Annotated in this window: 20 protein-coding genes and 1 other RNA gene; 8 read left to right on the top strand and 13 right to left on the bottom strand. The window is 64.6% G+C overall.

Annotation, left to right across the window (positions count from 1 at the left end; genetic code table 11):
* Positions 1 to 12 precede the first annotated feature (12 nt).
* Positions 13 to 1,014, bottom strand: coding sequence for an NAD(P)H-quinone oxidoreductase (locus ACK41X_RS07500; RefSeq protein ID WP_409720841.1), 1,002 nt, complete (start codon positions 1,012 to 1,014; stop codon positions 13 to 15).
* 125 nt (positions 1,015 to 1,139) lie between these two features.
* Here ACK41X_RS07500 and ACK41X_RS07505 point away from each other — a divergent pair, with 125 nt between their 5' ends.
* Positions 1,140 to 1,334: a DUF1192 domain-containing protein gene (locus ACK41X_RS07505; protein WP_409720843.1), complete on the top strand. Its 195-nt coding sequence runs from the start codon at positions 1,140 to 1,142 to the stop codon at positions 1,332 to 1,334.
* 415 nt (positions 1,335 to 1,749) lie between these two features.
* A complete protein-coding gene (locus ACK41X_RS07510) occupies positions 1,750 to 2,268 on the top strand; it encodes a DUF1465 family protein (RefSeq protein ID WP_409720845.1) in 519 nt (172 codons plus the stop codon).
* Between the two features lie 145 nt (positions 2,269 to 2,413).
* Here the strand turns inward: ACK41X_RS07510 and rpmE are convergent, their stop codons facing one another.
* Positions 2,414 to 2,653: a 50S ribosomal protein L31 gene (gene rpmE / locus ACK41X_RS07515; RefSeq protein WP_409720847.1), complete on the bottom strand. Its 240-nt coding sequence runs from the start codon at positions 2,651 to 2,653 to the stop codon at positions 2,414 to 2,416.
* 171 nt (positions 2,654 to 2,824) lie between these two features.
* Here rpmE and ACK41X_RS07520 point away from each other — a divergent pair, with 171 nt between their 5' ends.
* Positions 2,825 to 4,630, top strand: a complete 1,806-nt coding sequence (locus tag ACK41X_RS07520; protein ID WP_409720849.1) for an ABC transporter transmembrane domain-containing protein — start codon at positions 2,825 to 2,827, stop codon at positions 4,628 to 4,630.
* Between the two features lie 14 nt (positions 4,631 to 4,644).
* On the opposite strand, the gene ACK41X_RS07525 is transcribed toward ACK41X_RS07520, so the two are convergent.
* The 3 genes from ACK41X_RS07525 to ACK41X_RS07535 form a co-directional block, all read right to left on the bottom strand.
* On the bottom strand, positions 4,645 to 5,127 hold the full coding sequence (locus ACK41X_RS07525) for a GNAT family N-acetyltransferase (RefSeq protein ID WP_409720851.1): 483 nt from the start codon (positions 5,125 to 5,127) through the stop codon (positions 4,645 to 4,647).
* A 102-nt stretch (positions 5,128 to 5,229) separates the two neighbouring features.
* Entirely contained in the window at positions 5,230 to 6,252 is a 1,023-nt protein-coding gene (locus ACK41X_RS07530; protein ID WP_409720853.1) for a peptidoglycan -binding protein, read from the bottom strand.
* 5 nt (positions 6,253 to 6,257) lie between these two features.
* A complete protein-coding gene (locus ACK41X_RS07535) occupies positions 6,258 to 7,235 on the bottom strand; it encodes a flagellar motor protein MotA (RefSeq protein ID WP_409720854.1) in 978 nt (325 codons plus the stop codon).
* 171 nt (positions 7,236 to 7,406) lie between these two features.
* Between ACK41X_RS07535 and ACK41X_RS07540 the strand changes: the two genes are divergently transcribed.
* Complete coding sequence (locus tag ACK41X_RS07540; protein ID WP_409720856.1) at positions 7,407 to 8,228, top strand: DUF1295 domain-containing protein; 822 nt, start codon at positions 7,407 to 7,409, stop codon at positions 8,226 to 8,228.
* Positions 8,225 to 9,250, top strand: a complete 1,026-nt coding sequence (locus tag ACK41X_RS07545; RefSeq protein WP_409720858.1) for an SAM-dependent methyltransferase — start codon at positions 8,225 to 8,227, stop codon at positions 9,248 to 9,250. Before ACK41X_RS07540 ends, ACK41X_RS07545 begins: the two co-directional genes overlap by 4 nt.
* Positions 9,251 to 9,261: 11 nt before the next feature.
* Here the strand turns inward: ACK41X_RS07545 and ACK41X_RS07550 are convergent, their stop codons facing one another.
* The 8 genes from ACK41X_RS07550 to tkt form a co-directional block, all read right to left on the bottom strand.
* On the bottom strand, positions 9,262 to 10,062 hold the full coding sequence (locus ACK41X_RS07550; RefSeq protein ID WP_409720860.1) for an inositol monophosphatase family protein: 801 nt from the start codon (positions 10,060 to 10,062) through the stop codon (positions 9,262 to 9,264).
* 44 nt (positions 10,063 to 10,106) lie between these two features.
* Positions 10,107 to 10,673: an elongation factor P gene (gene efp, locus ACK41X_RS07555; protein ID WP_409720862.1), complete on the bottom strand. Its 567-nt coding sequence runs from the start codon at positions 10,671 to 10,673 to the stop codon at positions 10,107 to 10,109.
* Positions 10,674 to 10,736: 63 nt separating this feature from the next.
* Positions 10,737 to 11,717, bottom strand: coding sequence for a tetratricopeptide repeat protein (locus ACK41X_RS07560; RefSeq protein WP_409720864.1), 981 nt, complete (start codon positions 11,715 to 11,717; stop codon positions 10,737 to 10,739).
* On the bottom strand, positions 11,717 to 12,364 hold the full coding sequence (locus ACK41X_RS07565; RefSeq protein ID WP_409720866.1) for a thiamine phosphate synthase: 648 nt from the start codon (positions 12,362 to 12,364) through the stop codon (positions 11,717 to 11,719). Before ACK41X_RS07565 ends, ACK41X_RS07560 begins: the two co-directional genes overlap by 1 nt.
* A gap of 127 nt (positions 12,365 to 12,491) precedes the next feature.
* The gene (locus ACK41X_RS07570; RefSeq protein ID WP_409720868.1) at positions 12,492 to 13,517 is read right to left on the bottom strand and encodes a class I fructose-bisphosphate aldolase; all 1,026 of its coding nucleotides are present in this window, start codon (positions 13,515 to 13,517) and stop codon (positions 12,492 to 12,494) included.
* 85 nt (positions 13,518 to 13,602) lie between these two features.
* Entirely contained in the window at positions 13,603 to 14,790 is a 1,188-nt protein-coding gene (locus tag ACK41X_RS07575; protein WP_409720870.1) for a phosphoglycerate kinase, read from the bottom strand.
* Between the two features lie 289 nt (positions 14,791 to 15,079).
* Positions 15,080 to 16,087 carry a type I glyceraldehyde-3-phosphate dehydrogenase gene (gene gap, locus ACK41X_RS07580; RefSeq protein ID WP_409720872.1) on the bottom strand — a complete coding sequence of 336 codons (1,008 nt, stop codon included), beginning with the start codon at positions 16,085 to 16,087 and terminating at the stop codon, positions 15,080 to 15,082.
* 117 nt (positions 16,088 to 16,204) lie between these two features.
* On the bottom strand, positions 16,205 to 18,232 hold the full coding sequence (tkt, locus tag ACK41X_RS07585) for a transketolase (protein ID WP_409720874.1): 2,028 nt from the start codon (positions 18,230 to 18,232) through the stop codon (positions 16,205 to 16,207).
* 184 nt (positions 18,233 to 18,416) lie between these two features.
* Between tkt and ACK41X_RS07590 the strand changes: the two genes are divergently transcribed.
* The 3 genes from ACK41X_RS07590 to ssrS all read left to right on the top strand — a co-directional run bounded on the left by ACK41X_RS07590 (position 18,417) and on the right by ssrS (position 19,420).
* The gene (locus ACK41X_RS07590) at positions 18,417 to 18,698 is read left to right on the top strand and encodes a DUF4164 family protein (RefSeq protein ID WP_409720876.1); all 282 of its coding nucleotides are present in this window, start codon (positions 18,417 to 18,419) and stop codon (positions 18,696 to 18,698) included.
* Between the two features lie 21 nt (positions 18,699 to 18,719).
* Positions 18,720 to 19,109, top strand: coding sequence for a cell division protein ZapA (locus ACK41X_RS07595; protein WP_409720878.1), 390 nt, complete (start codon positions 18,720 to 18,722; stop codon positions 19,107 to 19,109).
* A 152-nt stretch (positions 19,110 to 19,261) separates the two neighbouring features.
* A non-coding RNA gene (gene ssrS, locus ACK41X_RS07600) (6S RNA) lies at positions 19,262 to 19,420 on the top strand.
* The last annotated feature ends 14 nt before the right edge of the window (positions 19,421 to 19,434 follow it).

Here is a 19,434-nt window from a genome sequence, read left to right on the forward strand (position 1 = left end):
GGCGATTGTCCGTCAGCCCACCGTCAGCACGATCTTGCCGATATGCTGGCTCGATTCCATGCGGGCATGGGCGTCGGCGGCCTTTGCCAGGGGGAAGGTGGAATCGATGACGGGCTTGATCTTGCCGGCGGCGACCAGCGGCCAGACTTTCTCCTCGATGCCCTTCGCGATCTCGGCCTTCTCGGCCACCGTGCGCGGCCGCAAGGTCGAGCCTTCGTGCACCAGACGCTTGGCCATCAGTTTTGCGAAATTTGCGGTCGCCTTCGCGGACCCGGCGAACGAGATTTGCGCGATCCGGCCCTGATCGGCGGCGGCGTCGAAATTCTTGTCGATATAGTCGCCGCCGACGATATCGAGGATGACGTCGGCGCCCTTGCCGCCGGTCGCCTTTTTCGTCTCCTCGACGAAGTCCTGCGTCTTGTAATTCACCGCCACATCGGCGCCGAGCGTCTTTGCAGCGGCGCATTTTTCGTCGGAGCCCGCGGTGGTGACGACATGGCCGCCGAAATTCTTGACCAGCATGATGCCGGTGGTGCCGATGCCCGACGTGCCGCCATGCACCAGCACCCATTCGCCGCTCTTGAAGTGACAGCGCATCATGAGATGCTGCCAGACGGTGAAAAAGGTCTCCGGCATCGCCGCAGCTTCGACCATGGTCAGCGACGGCGGTACAGCAAGGGCGTGGCTCTCATGCGCGATGCAATACTCCGCATAGCCGCCGGCCACGACCAGCGCGCAGACCTTGTCGCCGGGTCTCCACTTGGTCGCGCCATCGCCACATGCGACCACGTCGCCCGCGATTTCGAGCCCCGGAATGTCGCCAGCCCCCTTCGGCGGCGGATAGGAGCCCTGGCGCTGGCGCACGTCCGGCCGGTTGACGCCGGCCGCGGCCACCTTGACCAGAATCTCGCCCTTGCCCGGCTTCGGCACCTCGCGCTGTTCGGGCACCAGCATTTCGGGGCCTCCCGGTTCCTTGATGCCGATGACGGTCATGCGGGCGGGAATATCGGTCATGATGCTTTGCCTGACATCCGGTGGGTGATCGCGGCGGGAAACGGAGGTTCTGATAATCGCCGCGCGCCGGTGTGACAACCCGCTCCGCTGCCGCTAAATTTGCGGCGCAACGAGAGGCCGGACCGATGCCCGCATTCGACGACGACGACCGTCCGAAAAAGAAGATCGTTCACGAGATCGGTCAGGATCTGATGCTGCTCTCGGTCGCGGAACTGAACGAGCGCATCGCACTGTTGCGCGACGAGATTGCGCGCCTCGAAGCGGACATCGCGAAGAAGCAATCGTCACGCAGCGCTGCCGATCTGTTCTTCAAGAAATAACAAGCTTAACCGCGTGCGAATGCGGTTCCCGATACATCCATATTTTCAGCTTCGGCTTTACCGATCGTTTTGCATTTAACCCGTCTTTAAGCTTTCCCCGCTATTACTGTCGGCGTCCATCTTCTGGACATCGAGTGGCTCCTGTCCACTCTGTTTGACGCCTCCCTGTTATCCACTTGAGCCGCCGGCAACGGCGGCTCTTTTTTGTTCTGTGCCAAATCGGAACAGCTGGATGCGTCCGCCGCCGCTTGGCAACTATGACAGCAAATTAACTTGCCGCCTGCGCTTTACCCGGCTGGCGCCCTGCCTTTATGCTCCGGCATTCAGAAAGTGGCGCTGCACCGGCCTGGACTTCTTTGACGTCCTTATCTGCGACGTCATGGCCTGCCGGTGCGTGGGGGTGAGGCGTAGCGTAATGTCGGAAACGTCCGCAGAGACAAACGGCCCGATCTTGTTCCGGGAAAAGCTCGCAGGGTCGCAGGCCTTCGCGCAATTGTTTCGCGACGGCATGGGGCTCGTCGAGGAAACCGCGGCCTATCTCGATGGCGCGGGCCGCAAGGAATCCAAGGCGCTGTCGCGCGCGGGCGCCTTGACCTACGCCACCGAAAGCATGCGCCTCACGACGCGGCTGATGCAGCTCGCTTCGTGGCTGCTCCTGCATCGGGCGGTGAAGGAAGGCGAGATGTCGCTCTCCCAGGTCAATCAGGAAAAGACCAAGGTAAAGTTGTCGCCGACCTTTGCAGCCGACGAGGAGACCCTGGAGCTCTTGCCCGACACGCTGGTGTCGCTGATCCGCCGGTCGATCGTTCTCGCCGATCAGGTGCGCCGGCTCGACGCCACGATCCACGCGCCATCGGACGCGCCGCATAACGGCAACAATCCGGTCGAGCACCAGCTCGACATGCTCAAGGCTGCGTTCGAGCGCAGAGGCTGAGCAAAAGCGGTCGCCCCAAAACATCATCGCCGGGCGTGACCCGGCGATCCATCATTCTTCGCGAGACGGTTGGCAGACGTCGCAGATAGGATGGCCGGATCGCGCCGCCGCGCGGCGCACCGGCCAAACCGGCTGCTTCGGCCGGCTACTTCTTGCCGGCGTCTTCCTTGATGAAGCCCGAGAACTTTTTCTGGAAGCGCGACAGGCGTCCGCCGCGGTCGAGCAGCTGCTGGCTGCCGCCGGTCCAGGCCGGGTGCGACTTCGGATCGATGTCGAGCGCCATGGTGTCGCCCGCCTTGCCCCAGGTGGTGCGGGTGGTGAATTCGGTTCCGTCGGTCATCTTGACGGTGATGGTGTGGTAATCGGGGTGAATGCCGGACTTCATGATGGGCTCCCGCGGGCTCTGCGCCGCGCCTGTCGGACCTAGCGGATTGGTTGAAAATTCGGGGGGTCTATAACGCAACCCCGGCGCCGGCACAAGTTGCGCGATTTCGCCTTGCGGGGCCCACCGGCACGCGGCATTCAGGGGGCCGAGCGGAGCCGGAGCGCGGTCGGAATGGCCCTTGTGGCGGAAAGCAGAAAAGATGCGGCGGCGGGCAGCCCCGCACAGGCAAAGGCGGCGCGGCGGTCCCTGAAGCCGCTGAGGCTCCTTGTTCCCTATCTCCTGCGCTACCGGACCCGTGCGCTGTCTGCCTGCGCCGCGCTGATCGTGGCGGCGCTGGCCACCCTCGCGGTGCCGGTCGCGGTCCGCCGGATGATCGACCACGGCTTTTCCGGCGAACGGGCGCTGATCGACGACTATTTCGCAGTCATGATCGGGGTGGTCTTCGTCCTCGCCGCGGCGAGCGCGCTTCGCTACTACCTCGTCACCACGCTCGGCGAGCGCATCGTCTCGGATCTGCGCGAGGAGGTTTTCAGTCACCTCACGCGGCTGTCGCCGTCGTTCTTCGACCGCTCCCATACCGGGGAGATGATGTCGCGGCTCACCGCCGACACCACCCAGATCAAGGCCGCGGTCGGCGCGTCGGTGTCGGTGGCATTGCGGAATTTCGTACTGTTTGTCGGCGCCGGCGCCATGATGGTGATCACGAGCCCGAAGCTGTCGCTGTTTGTTCTGGCGGCGATCCCGGTCATCGTCCTGCCGCTTGTGGCTTTCGGGCGCGCGGTGCGCAAACGCGCGCGCCAGGCGCAGGATTCGCTTGCGGACGCCTCGGCCTATGCTGCGGAGACCATCGGCGCGGTGCGCACCGTGCAAGCCTTCACGAGCGAAACTTATGCCGCGCGGCGCTTCCGCGATGCAGTGGAGGCGGCGTTCGAGTCGGCGCGGCAATCCACATTGTCGCGCGCGGTGCTGACCGGGATCGGGATTTTTCTCGTTTTCGCCAGTGTGGTTCTTGTGCTCTGGGTCGGCGCCAATGACGTGCTGGCGGGCGAGATGACGCCGGGGCGGCTCGGCCAGTTCGTGCTCTATGCGGTGTTTGCCGCCGGCGGTCTGGGCCAGCTCAGCGAAACCTGGGGCGAAGTGCAGCAGGCCGCAGGCGCGGCCGAACGCCTGTTCGAGATCATGCACGTCAAGCCGGATGTGAAGGCGCCTGCCAACCCCGTGAGGCTGCCTGACCAGCCGCGTGCCGAAATCGCCTTCGACAGGGTCTCGTTCCATTATCCGACGAGGACCGATGCGCCGTCGCTCGATGGCGTCTCGTTCCGCGTCGCTCCGGGCGAGAAGGTCGCGATCGTCGGTCCTTCGGGCGCCGGCAAGAGCACGGTCTTCCATCTGATCCTGCGTTTCTACGATCCGGTATCCGGGCGCGTCAGCTTCGACGGTATCGATGTCGCCTCGGCCGACCCGCTCGATCTGCGCCGGCATATCGCGCTGGTGCCGCAGGAGGCTGCGATCTTCGCCACCTCGGTGCGCGACAACATCGCCTTCGGCAAACCGGATGCAACGGATGCCGAGATCGCGCGTGCCGCCGACATGGCGGCGGCAAGCGAATTCATCCGCCGTCTTCCGCAGGGCTTCGACACCCGGATCGGCGAGCGCGGCGTCACCCTGTCAGGCGGGCAGCGTCAGCGCATTGCGATCGCGCGCGCGATCCTGCGCGATGCGCCGCTCCTTCTGCTCGACGAGGCGACGTCTTCGCTCGACGCGGAGAGCGAAACGCTGGTGCAGGCGGCGCTGGCGCATTCGATGGAGGGGCGCACGACGCTCGTGATCGCGCACCGGCTGGCGACCGTATTGTCGTGCGACCGCATTCTGGTGCTCGACCATGGCCGCATTGTCGAGGAGGGGACACACGAGCGGCTATCCGCAGCGGGCGGCCTTTATTCACGGCTGGCGCGATTGCAGTTCGGCGCGGCCTGACGTGCGGTTGCCCGTTACGGCTCCGGCGGAAGGTCGGCCGCTGGCCGCCAGGTCATCATGTAGACCGGAGCGCCGGACCTGCGGTTGATGTCCTCGCCTGCAATCGTAAAGCCGGATTTGCGATAGAACGCGATGGCGCGGCTGTTGTCCTTGTTGACATGAAGATAAAGGCCCTCACGTCCCAGGTGCTTGGCGGCGTCGATCAGCGCCTTGCCGATCCCGCGATGCTGCATTTCCGGCGCGACAACGATCTGGTCGAGATAGCCGGTACGCGGCGATACCGCGACGAAGCCCGCCAGATGATCCGGCACCGTCTCGCATTCCGCGACAACAATGCGTGAATCCAGCTGCAGCCCGCTCCAGTGTTCACGAAACCACTCGAGCCGCTGCGAAAAATCGATCTGCGGATAGGCGAGCTGCCAGGACCGCTGCCAAAGCCCGACCGCTGCAGGCTCGTCGGCCAGCCGGTACGGCCGGAGCTTCACTGTCTGTGGCATGGTTCGCCAATGTCCCCCCGCATATTGCCGCGGCGGGACGTTAGCGCGTTTTCAAGCGCGGTGGGAACCGGATCGCGTCAACAAAACGCGCAACTGCAAATGCTAGCGTTCGGTCAGCTTCAGCTCGATCCTGCGGTTGCGGCGAAAGGCTTCCTCGGTCTTGTCGGTGTCCAGCGGCTGAAACTCGCCGAAGCCGGCCGCGACGAGGCGCTGCGGCGAGATGCCGCGCGAAATCATATATTGCACGACCGCGATCGCACGTGCCGACGACAATTCCCAGTTCGAGGGGAATTGCACATTGGCGATCGGGCGGATGTCGGTATGGCCGTCCACCCGCATCACCCAGGGGATATCCGGCGGAATCTGCTTTTCCAGTTCGACGAGCGCGGTGACAATCTTGTCGATCTCGGCGCGGCCTTCCGGCTTCAGCACGGCCTGACCGGGATCGAAGAACACTTCGGACTGGAACACGAAACGGTCGCCGACGATGCGCACGTCGGGACGGCTGCCAAGGATCTGCCGCAGCCGCCCGAAAAAGTCGGAGCGGTAGCGCTGCAATTCCTGCACCCGCTGCGCCAGCGCCAGATTCAGCCGCTGCCCAAGATCGGCGATCTTGGTCTGGGATTCGCGTTCGCGCTTCTCGGAGACTTCGAGTGCCGCTTCGAGCGCGCCGAGCTGCCGGCGCAAGGCCGCAATCTGCTGGTTCAGGATTTCGACCTGGGCCAGCGCACGGGCCACGCTCTGCTTTTCGAGGTCGAGCTGCGCGGCCAGCTCGTTGGCGCGGCCCTGGGCGGCGGCGGCGCCACCGGCGCTCTCGGCAAGGCCGCGCAGGCGGTCGCGCTCGGCTTCGGTGGCGGACAGGTTGGCGCGCACCCCGCCCAGCAACTCCTCAAGGTTGGCGCGGCTGGTGCGCTCCAGCGCCAGGAGGTCGGTGAGCTGGGCGATCTGCGCGGTCAGGCGCTGCAGGGCGGTGTCCTTCCCGGTCACTTCCTGCGACAGATAGAATTGCACCACGGCGAACAGCGACAGCAGGAAGATGATGCCGAGCAGGAGCGTCGACAGCGCATCGACGAAACCTGGCCAGTAATCGACGCCGCGATCGCGGCGCGTGCGCGCCAGTGCCATGGGTGTTACGTCTTCTCCCGCGCCAGCGCCTCGAGCACCTTGCGGATTTCCTGATTCTGCTCGGCCTGCGAATCCGCCCAGTCGCGGATCATCTGCTGCTCGGCGCGCATGTGATGCACAAGGCCCTGGATCGCCTCGGCAAGATTGGCCATGGCGGCGGTCGCGGCCTTGCTGCCGCCGGTCTCGGCGACGGTCTCGCGCAGCCGCTCGATCGCAGCCTTCATGTCGGGGGCGAGCGGTGCGGACGCAGCCGGCGAGGGCTGGCTGCTGATGTCATGCACCGTGGTCGAGAGCCAGTCTTCCAGATCGGTGTAGAAGCGGTTCTGCGCCTGGCTGGTCTGCAGATCGAGGAAGCCGAGGATCAGTGAACCGGCGAGCCCGAACAGCGAGGACGAAAAGGCGATGCCCATGCCGCCGAGCGGCGCGGCAAGCCCCTCGCGCAGCGTCTCGAAGACCGAGCCGGAATCGCCGCCGGGCTTCAGCGTTTCCACAACCCTTCCCACCGAACCCACGGTTTCGATCAGGCCCCAGAAGGTGCCGAGCAGGCCGAGAAAGATCAGAAGGCCGGTCATGTAGCGCGACAGGTCGCGCGCCTCGTCGAGCCGGGTTGCGATGGAATCCAGGATGCCGCGCATCATCTGGGTCGAGATCGCCATGCGGCCGAGCCGGTCGCCCAGCATGGTGGCCATCGGCGCAAGCAGGGTCGGGGGGCGCTCGACCGCGATGCCGGGATCGGCGAGCCGGAAGCCGTTGACCCAGGCGACCTCCGGGAACAGCCGCAACACCTGCCGGAATGACAGCAGGATGCCGATCAGAAGGACGCCGATGATGAGCCCGTTCAGGCCCGGATTCGACATGAACGCTGCGAGAATCTGCCGGTACAGCACGACGATGACGAGGCCGCACAGCACCAGAAAGACCAGCATCCGCACAAGAAAGATGCGCGGGGAGGAAAGCTTGTGGGGATCCAGTTTGCGAGCCATCACTGGCCAGCCTTTCAAATCAAAAAAGCGGCCTTCAATATGGCACAGGCGGGATGAAATTGAACCCGCCGGGCCTTGGCCGTGAGCCCCTGCTGTTGAAACGCATCGGAATCCGGCCCGTATCTTTTGCAGATTGCGCCGAAAACGCGCCCAAATGTGTACGGTTCCGTTATGACATTGGCATTTCTCGCTGTTTCGCTCGCGGCCATGGCGGTGGCGTTGTCCGTCATCATGTCCGGCGCTTGGCTGATTCGGGAGCGGACCGGGAATTCCGGCTGGGTCGACACCACCTGGACCGCCGGTGTCGGTGTTGTGGGAATCGGCGCCGCGCTGCTCCTGCCGCCGCACAACTTTCCGCCGCGAGAGATGATTGTCGCCGTGCTGATCGCGCTATGGGCGGCCAGGCTCGGCATCCATATCGCCGCGCGCAGCGCCAAGATTTCCGACGATCCGCGTTACGCCAAGCTCGCCGCTGACTGGGGCGCGCAGGCGTCCCGGCGCATGTTCGTGTTCCTGCAGCAGCAGGCTTTCGGCTCCCTGCCGCTGGTGCTTGCCATTTATCTCGCGGCGAAAAATCCGGCATCGGGGATGCGGTTGCAGGATTATCTCGGCATCGCCATTGTGCTGATTGCGGTGGTCGGGGAGGCGATCGCGGACGGCCAGTTGCGCCGCTTTCAGAGCTATCCGGCGAACCGCGGCAAGATCCTCGATACCGGCCTTTGGGCCTGGTCGCGCCATCCCAACTACTTCTTCCAGTGGTTCGGATGGCTGGCCTGGCCGGTGATCGCGATCGATCTGTCCGGGGGCTACCCCTATGGCTGGCTCGCCCTGATCGGTCCTGCGGTCATGTATTGGGTGCTGCGCTACGCCACCGGCGTGCCGCATCTCGAAGCGCATATGGAGCGTACGCGCGGCGCGGCCTTTGCCGAGTATCAGCGGCGCACCAGCCTGTTCTTTCCGGCACCACCGAAATTCATGAGGCCGTCATCATGAGCCTTGTCGCCGTCGCATCGAAGATCATCGAGCGCGTCCCGGTTCCCGACGCCCTGACCCGCACCGGGATCGATATGCTGTGCGGGCGCACCGCGCGCGCATTGCGCCGGATGGATGAGCGGGAAGAAGCGCTGTTTGCACGCGAGATGGCTGCGCGTCCGATCGCGATCGCCACGGCGGAGGCGAATGCCCAGCATTATGAGGTTCCTTCGGATTTCTTCAGGCTCGTGCTGGGTCCGCACCGCAAATATTCATGCTGCTATTACGACGGCAAGACCGCATCGCTTGCCGATGCAGAGGAGCGCGCACTCGCCCTGACGGTTGAACATGCCGACCTGAAGGACGGGCAGGAGATCCTGGAGCTCGGCTGCGGCTGGGGCTCGCTGTCCCTTTACATGGCGCAGGCCTTCCCAAAGGCGCGCATCGTTGCGGTGTCGAATTCGCGCTCGCAACGCGAATTCATCGAGCAGGAAGCGCAATTGCGGCAGATCCGCAATCTGCGCGTCGTCACCTGCGACATGAACGAATTTGCCGCCGAACAGAGCTTCGACCGTATCGTCTCGGTCGAGATGTTCGAGCATATGTCGAACTGGCGCGCGTTGTTTGCTCGGGTGCGGTCATGGATGAAGCCGGACGGGCGCTTCTTCATGCATGTGTTCAGCCATCGCCGGATGCCGTATCGCTACGAAACGGCGGACCGCGACGACTGGATCGCGCACTATTTCTTCACCGGCGGCATCATGCCGAGCCACAATCTGCCGCGGCAGTTCGGCGATCTGTTCGCCGTGGAGGCGGACTGGCTCTGGGACGGCACCCATTACGAACGCACGGCGCTGGACTGGCTCGCCAATTTCGACGCCCGGCGCGAGGAGATCGAAAGGGTGCTGCGCGGCATTTACGGCGCCGACACGCCGATTTGGCTCAGGCGCTGGCGCATCTTCTTCCTGGCGACGGCCGGCATGTTCGGCCATGCCGGCGGCAAGGAATGGGGCGTCAGCCATTACCGGATGCGGGCGGTGTAACCCTCGCGCGATCAGCCGGCTGCGCCGGTTTTCTTCAGGATGGTCAATAGCTCGCGCTGCAGCGTCTCGTTGCCGGCGCAGATATGGCCTTTGGCGAACATCGCGTCGGTACCGTCGCAGTCGGTGACATAGCCGCCGGCCTCGCGCACCAGCAGAATGCCGGCCGCCATATCCCAGGATTGCAGGTTGCGTTCCCAGTAGATGTCGAAGCGTCCGGCGGCGACATAGGCAAGGTCGAGCGCCGCCGAGCCGAAACGGCGCAGACCCGCGACCTGCTCCTGGACGAAGGCGAACTCGCTGCGGAATTCGGCGAGGCCGCCGCGGCCGCGATGCGGCAGCCCGCAGGCAACCACGGCATCCTGCAGCGAACGCCGGCCGGCGACGCGCAGACGCTGGTCGTTGACGAAGGCGCCCTTGCCCTTTTCGGCAATGAACATCTCGTCGGAGATCGGATTGTAGACGAGCGCCGCAACCATCGCGCCGTCGCGCTCCAGCCCGATCGAGATCGCGAAATGCGGGATGCCGTGCAGGAAATTCGTGGTGCCGTCGAGCGGATCGACATGCCAGGTATGGGTCTTGTCCGGTCCCTCGATGCGGCCGCCTTCCTCGCCGACGAAGGAATAGCCCGGCCGCGCCGCCATCAGCTCTTCGCGCAGGGTCTGTTCCGCCTTTCGGTCGGCGGCGCTGACGAAATTCGCCGGTCCCTTGACCGAGACCTGAAGCTTCTCGACCTCGCCGAAATCGCGATTGAGCTGCCGCGCGGCCTTGCGCGCGGCTTTCATCATCACGTTGAGGAGGGCGGAATGGAGCATGGTGTCCGGCTTTCACTCTCCCGCGGATCGGGGGTGAAAGAACATCAATCCGCCCGGCGGACGTAGGTGACTTCGTTGGTGTCGACGATGATCTTCTCGCCGGTGGTGATGAATGGCGGCACCATCACCCGCAGACCGTTTTCGAGCTTGGCCGGCTTGTAGGACGAGGCGGCCGTCTGGCCCTTCACCACCGGATCCGCCTCGACAATCTCGAGCGTCACCTGGTCGGGCAGCTTGATGCCGATCGGGCGCTCCTCGTGCATTTCCAGCGTCACGGTCATGCCGTCCTGCAGAAATGCGGCGCGCTCGCCGACGAAATCCTCCGGCAGCTCGATCTGCTCGTAGCTGTCGGTGTCCATGAACACGAGGCTGTCGCCCTGCTTGTAGAGGAACTGGAAGTCCTTCTGTTCGAGCCGGGCACGCTCGACCCGCTCGTCGGAGCCGAAGCGGTTGTTGAGCTTGCGGCCGTCGATCAGGTTCTTCAGTTCGACCTGGTTATAGGCCGGACCCTTGCCGGGCTTCACCGCCATGGTCTTGACCGCGACCCACAGCGTGTCCTGGTACTCGATCACATAGCCAGGACGGATTTCGTTGCCATTGATCTTGGCCATAAGGCGTTCCGTGCGCTTTTCGGGAGTATCTGACGCGCCATGTGCCCGCAGGTTTCGCCGCCGTCAAGAGCGCGAATTGGCGATGACGAACAGCCACGGTTCGGCTTCCTTCTGGGCCGCCTTGCGGACCTCTTCGCTTTGCCGGCCCGTATAGTCGTCGAGCCAGGGATCGCTGGCGCCGGCGGCCTTGGACACAATGTGCCATTTGACCGCCTCCTGCGGGCTCTCCGGCAGGCCGCGGCCGGTGGCGAGAATACGGGCCAGCCGGTTTTGCGCGATCGGCGACCCGCGCCGCGCCGCCCGGCGCAGCAACTGGGCGGCTGCGGCTTCGTCCTTCGCTATTCCGGTGCCGTTATAGAGCGCGATCGCATATTCGACCTGGGCGTCGAGGTGATCGGCCAGCGCCGCAAGCCCGAGCAGGCGGGTGGCTTCCTTGTCGTCCTTCTGAACGCCACGCCCCTCCTTGTACATCGTGCCGAGCGCGTATTGCGCCTCGCGATTGCCGGCCTGCGCGGCCTGACGGAACAGCTCCGCAGCGCGGCCGAAGTCGCGCGGAAACTGAATGCCCTCGAGATAGAACAGGGCGAGATTATAGGCTGCGGCCGGCTGGCCGAGTTTGGCCGCGCTGGCAAAAAGCTTTGCCGCCGCATCGGGGTCGCGAGGCCCGCCGCGTCCGGTGAGGCGCATCATGGCCAGCGCGAACATCGCCTCGCGATCGCCGCGCTCGGCCGCCTTGCCGTACCACTCGACCGCCTTGGCGTCGTCCTGCCCGATCCCCAATCCGCCGGCATAGAGCACGCCGATCAGGGTCATGGCCTTGGGGTCGCCAGTCGCGTCGACCCGCTTCTTTGCCTCGGCCAGCGCGGTGAGGAAATAGCCGCGCTGGAACGCGGCATAGGCGATGTCTCCCGGATCGCTCGGCGCGGAATGCGGAGCCGGCTCCGGCAGGGGCGGCGATGGCGTCGCCTTTTTCGGGGCGCCATGCGCTGCGCTCGCCACGAGCGACAGCAGCAAGACGCCGGCCAGGCTGCGCCATCGCGTCATCAGGCGGTCTCCGCAACCGAAAGCCGGCCCGCCGCGTCCGCAGCCGCTTGCGCGATTCCCCGCGGATCGGAAAAGACCGCATCGCAAACCGCAACGAAATCGGCGCCGGCTTCGACCAGGGGGCCGATTTCGTCGAGTGCTGTGGCGAACGCGACGCAGGGCGTCTCGAAGACTTCGGCCCACCAGGAGACGCGCTCGATGAGCGCTTCGAAAGACGGCCGGTCATTGTCGCCGAACATCACATAGTCTGCACCGGCCTCGGCTGCGATCATGGCGTCATGGCGCGTCTCAAGTCCGCCGATCCCGGCGATACGGTCGGGCTTCAGGGCGTCCACGGCCTCCTCGAAGGCGGCAAGTCCGGTCAGATGCGCCCCGTCCGCACCGCTGCGAGCGACGATCCGCGCATGACCGTCGAGGATCAGTGCTGCGCCCGCCTTCTGCACCGTCGGGGCGACGGCCTTCGCGCAGTTGATCAGCGCGCGTTCGTCCTCGCCGTCAGGCAGGCGCATCAGCACGGCTGCGATATCCGCGGAATCGAACGCTGCCAGCAGATCGAACTTGAGCGCCTGGATATCAACCATCGCCGGCGTCACCAGATAGAGACGCGGCGTCGGGCGGCGGTGCTCCACGGGTCGAGACGGTGTCATCCGATTACCGATGTGTCCGCAATCGGGCGGCAGTGAGACGGAGCGCGACGCTATCGTTCTGTTCCTTTGCCGGCCGCGCGCCCGTCAGCATGGCCGGGTTTGCGTTCTCGGCAAAGGCGACGGATGCTCAGGCCGCCTTCTTTTCCAGATCCTGCTTCCACTGGCCGAGCGAGGCGAGGCTGTTCATCATCGCGCGATGGGTGAAGGCGCGCTGCGCCGCCGCGACATTTTCGGGTCTGCCCCCCCAGGCTTTTTGCGGGGCAGCCTGCAGCGCGCGGCCATAGGAAAAGGTCAGCTTCCAGGGCAGGTTGCCGATCTTGTTCATCGCGTCGAGATGGGCGGTCGCCTCTTCGTCCGACTGGCCGCCCGACAGGAAGGCGATCCCCGGCACCGCGCCCGGCACGCAATTCTTCAGGAGCTTCACGGTCTTTTCCGCGACTTCCTGGACGCTTGCCTTCTTTGCGCTCTTCTTGCCCGGCACCGCCATGTTCGGCTTCAGCACAATGCCTTCGAGCGCGACCTTCTGGTAATAGAGCTGCTGAAAGGTCTCCTTCAGCACGAATTCCGTCACCTCGTAACAGGTGTCGACGTCGTGGTCGCCATCCATCAGCACTTCCGGCTCCACGATCGGCACGATCTGCGCCTCCTGGCACAGCGCGGCATAGCGCGCGAGCGCATGCGCATTGGCCGAGAGGCAGGCATAGCTCGGCTTGCGCTCGCCGATATCGATGACCGCACGCCATTTCGCAAAACGCGCGCCCTGCTCGTAATATTTGGCCAGCCGGTCGGCGAGCCTGTCGAGGCCGATGGTGACGACTTCGCCCGGGCATTGCGGCAGCGGCTTGGTGCCTTCGTCGACCTTGATGCCGGGAATGGCGCCGGATTTCCTGATGATCTCGACCAGCGGCGTGCCGTCCTTGGCCTTCTGCCAGATCGTCTCGTCGTAGAGGATGACTCCGGAAATATAGTTCGACATGGCTTCGGCCGAGCGGAACATCAGTTCGCGATAGTCGCGGCGATTGTCTTCGGTCGATTCTACACCGATGGCGTCGAAGCGCTTCTTGATGGTACCGGACGATTCGTCGGCGGCGAGAATGCCCTTGCCGGGCGCCACCATAGCTTCGGCGATCTTGTTCAGTTCTGTGAGGTTCATCGGTTGCTCCGTTCGCAAGGCCGGACAAACCGGCAGAATTCGCCCGCCTTTTACATCCTCCGCGGGTAGCCGGAAAAGAGGGAGGTCACTTTACCCGCAAGACCTCGACCCCCGGCAGCGGCTTGCCCTCGCAAAATTCCAGGAATGCGCCGCCCGCGGTGGAAATATAGCTGAAATCGTCCGCGACCTTCGCATGGTTCAACGCCGCGACCGTGTCGCCGCCGCCGGCGATCGAGACAAGCTTGCCCGCCTTGGTTCGTTCCGCAGCGTGACGCGCCGCCGCAACCGTGCCGCGGTCGAAAGGCGGCAGTTCGAACGCGCCGAGCGGGCCGTTCCACAAAAGGGTGCGCGCATCGTCGATCGCGTGATTGACGCGCTCGACCGAGAGCGGGCCGAGGTCGAGGATCATGCCGTCGGCCGGGATCGCATCGAGCCCATAGGCTTGCGAGGGCGCATTGGCCTCGAAATGGAACGCCACGATCGCATCGACCGGCAGGATGATCGCACATTTTGCCGCTTCGGCCTTATCCATGATCCGGCGTGCGGTATCGGCGAGGTCGCGTTCGGCGAGCGACTTGCCGATCTTGACGCCTTGCGCGTGCAGGAACGTGTTGGCCATGCCGCCGCCGATCACCAGTGCATCGACACGGCCGACCAGGTTTTCGAGAAGATCGATCTTGGTCGAGACCTTGGCGCCGCCGACGATGGCGATCACGGGCTTTGCCGGCGCCACCAGCGCCCTGGTCAGCGCGTCGAGTTCGGCCTGCATGGTGCGGCCGGCATAAGCCGGGAGCTTGCGGGCGAGGCCTTCGGTGGAGGCATGCGCGCGGTGCGCCGCAGAGAAGGCGTCGTTGACGAAGATGTCGCCAAGCGCGGCCAGTGCCTGCACGAAAGCGGGGTCGTTCTTTTCCTCTTCCTTGTGGAAGCGGGTGTTTTCCAGCACCAGGATGTCGCCGGGCTTCATGGCGTCGACCGCGGTTTTGGCTTCCGGTCCGATGCAGTCGGCGGCGAAATCGACGTGACGCTTCAACACATGCGACAGCGCATTTGCGACCGGGCGCAGCGAATCCTTTTCGTCGCGTCCCTTGGGCCGGCCGAAATGCGCAAGGATGATGACCTTGCCGCCCTTGTCCGCGATCTCGGTAATGGTCGGAGCGACGCGCGCGATGCGGGTGGCGTCGGTGACCTTGCCGTTCTCCATCGGCACGTTGAGATCGACGCGGAGAAGCACGCGCTTGTCGCGAAGGTCGGCGGTGTCGAGGGTGCGGAACATTCAGCTAACGATTGTTGTAGGAGGAAACTGTACGATTCCAGTCGCGGATGACGCGGCGATGTTCGTCGATTGCGTCGTTGTTCTCATTGTTTAGACAATCGACATATTCCCGCATGCGACGAGTGTATCGCTCCACTTCGTCGCGCGCGTTTTCCATCCCGCTCCGGTCAGTCGAATACGAAGGAATGTAAGGCTTCCGCGGCCGATCACAGTAATAGGTTTGCGCGAAAGCGGAATGAGACAATGCAACGAGCATTAGAATGCTTCCCAATGCTTTTGCGCGGCTCATTCAGATCAGCTTCCCCATCGCAACCGCGGTATCGGCCATGCGGTTGGAAAAGCCCCATTCGTTGTCGTACCACGACATCACGCGAACCAGCGTGCCGTCCATCACCTTGGTCTGGTCCATGTGGAACACCGAGGAATGCGGGTCGTGGTTGAAATCGATCGAGACATTGGGCGCATCGGTATAGCCGAGAATACCCTTGAGCTGCTGCTCGGCGGCGCGCTTGATCGCGGCGTTGATCTCGTCCTTTGATGTCTGCTTCTTGGCGACGAACTTGAAGTCGACCACGGAGACGTTCGGCGTCGGCACGCGGATGGCGACGCCATCCAGCCTGCCGTTCAACTCCGGCAGCACCAGGCCGACGGCCTTGGCGGCGCCGGTCGAGGTCGGGATCATCGACAGCGCCGCTGCACGGGCGCGGTAGAGATCCTTGTGCATGGTGTCGAGGGTCGGCTGATCGCCGGTATAGGCGTGGATCGTGGTCATGAAGCCCTTCTCGATGCCGATGGCATCGTTGAGCACCTTGGCGACCGGCGCGAGGCAATTGGTGGTGCAGGAGGCGTTCGAGACCACCATGTGATCCTTGGTCAGCTTGTCGTGGTTGACGCCATAGACGACCGTGAGATCGGCGCCGTCGGCGGGCGCCGAGACCAGCACGCGCTTGGCGCCGGCGGTCAGATGGGCCGAAGCCTTGTCCTTCGCGGTGAAGATGCCGGTGCATTCCAGAGCGATATCGACGCCGATATCCTTCCAGGGCAGCTTGGAGGGATCCTTTTCGGCGCTCACCTTGATCGCGCCGTTGCCGACCGAGATGGTGTCGCCCTTGACGGTGACTTCGCCCGGAAACCGGCCATGGACCGAGTCGTAGCGAAGCAGGTGCGCGTTGGTCTCGACCGGCCCGAGATCGTTGATGCCGACCACCTCGATGTCCTTGCGGCCGGCCTCGGCGATCGCGCGCAGGACATTGCGGCCGATGCGGCCAAATCCGTTGATGGCGACGCGTACCGTCATGGTTTCCAGACTCCCGGCTGATGAGATTTTGCGCTCCCGTATAGCGGTATTTCCGGCCAACTCAACTCACCGCGCCGCATTGCGGCAATGCCGGCCGGTGCGCATGCCGGCGAGGGTTTACCGCGGTCTGAACTTCGCCAGCGCCGCGGCCGCCACCGCCTGCGGGGTGATGCCGAAATGGGCATAGAGTTCCTTGTAGGGGGCGCTGGCGCCGAACGAGGACATGCCCACGAATACGCCGTCCGAACCGATGATCGCGTCCCAGCCCTGCCGGATGCCGGCCTCGACGCCGACATTGACCTCGGCGCCGCCGATGACGGCGTGCCGCTTCTCCGGGGGGAGCGCCAGGAACAGTTCGAAACAGGGCACCGAGACCACGCGCGCGGGCTTGCCCTGGCGGTTCAGCAACTGCGCGGCCTCGACCGCGATCGCGACCTCCGAGCCGGACGCGAAGATCGAGACATCGACGTTGTCGCCCTCGACCGGGAGAATTTCGTAGGCGCCGGCGGCGCAGAGATTCTCGGTTGTGTACGAGGTGCGAAGCTGCGGCAGGTTCTGGCGGGTGAGCGCCAGCACGCTCGGGGTGTCCTTCGCGCGCAACGCCAGATCCCAGCACTCCACCGCCTCGACGGCATCGCAGGGCCGGAACACGTTGAGATTGGGGATGGCGCGCAACGCCGCCAGATGCTCCACCGGCTGGTGTGTCGGCCCGTCCTCGCCAAGCCCGATGGAATCGTGGGTCATGACGTGGATCACCCGTTCGCCCATCAGCGCGGCAAGGCGAATGGCAGGACGGCAGTAATCGGAGAACACAAGGAACGTGCCCGAATAGGGGATGATGCCGCCATGCAGCGCCATGCCGTTCATGGCCGAGGCCATGCCATGCTCGCGGATGCCGTAATGGATGAAGCGCCCGCCGTAATCGGCGGCCGACATCGCTTTCATCGTCTTGGTGCGGGTATTGTTGGAGCCGGTCAGATCGGCGGACCCGCCGACCATTTCCGGCACCGCGGGCACGATGCTCTCCAGCGCGAATTCCGACGACGCGCGGGTCGCGATCTCCTTGGGGGCCTCTGCAAGTGTCCGCTTCACCTTCTGAACAGCGTCGGCAAGCGCTTTGGGCAAGTCGCCCTTGATGCGGCGTTCGAATTCAGCCTTCGCCTCCGGCGCGAGGCTGGCGAGCTTCGTCTCCCAGGCCTTGCGCATATCCGTCGAGCGCCGGCCGGCCTTGCGCCAGTCGCCGAGAATGTCCTCCGGTACGACGAACGGCGCGTGCGGCCAGCCGAGTGTCTCGCGCGCGCCCTTGATCTCGTCGGCGCCGAGCGGCGAGCCGTGCGACTTTTCGCTGCCAGCCTTGTTCGGCGCGCCGAAGCCGATCGTGGTCCTGCACGCGATCATGGTCGGGCGATCGGCCTTTTGTGCCTGTGCGATTGCCGATGCAATCGCGTCAGGGTCGTGTCCGTCGATGCGTTCGGCAATCCAGCCCGCGGATTCGAAACGCTTGACCTGATCGACGGAGTCCGACAGCGACAGCTTGCCGTCGATGGTGATGCCGTTGTCGTCGAACAGAACGATGAGCCGGTTGAGCTTGAGGTGGCCGGCCAGCGCAATCGCCTCCTGGCTGACGCCCTCCATCAGATCGCCGTCGGAAGCGAGCACATAGGTACGGTGATCGACCACGTCGCCGAATTCCGCATTGAGGTGGCGCTCCGCAATTGCCATCCCGACCGCATTGGCGATGCCCTGACCGAGCGGGCCTGTCGTGGTCTCGACGCCCGGCGTGACGAAGTTCTCCGGATGGCCCGGTGTCTTGGAGTGCAGCTTCCTGAAGTTCTTTAACTCTTCGATCGTCATCGCCTCGTAGCCGGTGAGGTACAGAAGCGCGTAGATCAGCATCGAGCCGTGACCGGCCGACAGCACGAAGCGGTCGCGGTCCGGCCATTTGGGAGCGGACGGATCGAATTTCAGAAATTGCGAGAACAGCACCGTCGCGATATCGGCCGCGCCCATCGGCAGGCCGGGATGGCCGGACTTGGCCTGTTCGACGGCGTCCATTGCCAGCGCGCGGATCGCGTTGGCCATGCGGTCATGTTGTGCGCGCGACATGGGGAGAATCCGGGACGGTCCAGTATTGCGGGGGGGCATAGTCACGCTTTCCGATGGAGTCCAGCGGGGCAGCACGCAGGGGCACACGGGCGGCGCGAAATGCGCTTTTTGCCAAGGATGATGGGGATGACCGCGCAGCGGCGTTGACGCGGTTGAACCATCAATTTAGGCTCGCTGCCTTAACGCCTTGTGTGGCAACAGTTTTCGATGAGTGCTGCGTGACATGAGCGATCCAAGCGCGATCGATGCCGCCACCCGCAGACTGGCGCTGGCGCTGGACGCGCTGCAGGCGGCGGTGGCGCGCAAGCGCGAGGCCGAGACCGGTGGAGACGGCGTCGCCATGCAGCTCCAGGCGCTTGGCATCGACCGGGCGAGGCTCGCATCCGAACTCGACAATACCTCCGCCCAGGTGCGCAGGCTGGAGGGGATTAATCGCGAGGTGGCGCGCCGCATCGATGTTGCGATGGGCACGATCCAGAAGCTGCTCGACGAACACGACCGGTAAGACGCTGTGGGAGACGACGCCATGGCTCAGGTAAATGTCACGATCAACGGCCGTCATTACCGGATGGGATGCGAGGACGGGCAGGAAGACCATGTTATCCAACTCGCCCAGGACATCGACAGCCGCATCGAACAATTGCGGGGCGCTCATGGCGAGATCGGCGACCAGCGGCTCACGGTGATGGCGGCGCTGACGGTTGCCGACGAACTGACCGAATCGGCGCGCCGGATCCGAAGGCTCGAGGAGGAGATCGCGGCGCTGCAGGACGCTCGCGTGGTCGCCGCCGAGCGCGCCCAGCAAACCCAGGCGGCGGTGGTCGCGGCGCTCAATGCGGCAGCGGAGCGGATCGAGGAAATCACGCGCCAGATCAACCAGTCGGTGCAGCCTGGTCCCGGCCTGGCGATGGGATAGGTCCATCAATGCTTTCCGTCCGTCTCCGCGAAGCGGACCCAGCGTCGCGCCGCGCGGGATTGCCGCTTTCGCGGGCATGAACGGAGGATAGGGATTGCCCGGCGGTCACGTCTGTCTGGCGGCGCGGCCGTTCACGCACTACATTCCCACGCGCGGGGCTGCGTGGTGCGACTGGAAACATCATACCCCCGGGGCCTTACGATCCTGACGGGAGCTGTCCCTGGCCGGGTCCGTGGACCCGGGCATATGGCGCCCACCTACTTCTGTAGGTTCCCGGGGTCGAACATTCCGACGGCCATCGTGGCTCCGCGCTTTCCCTGAGGGA

The organism is Pseudorhodoplanes sp. (assembly GCF_046289595.1).
In the GTDB taxonomy this organism is placed as follows: Bacteria; Pseudomonadota; Alphaproteobacteria; order Rhizobiales; family Xanthobacteraceae; genus Pseudorhodoplanes.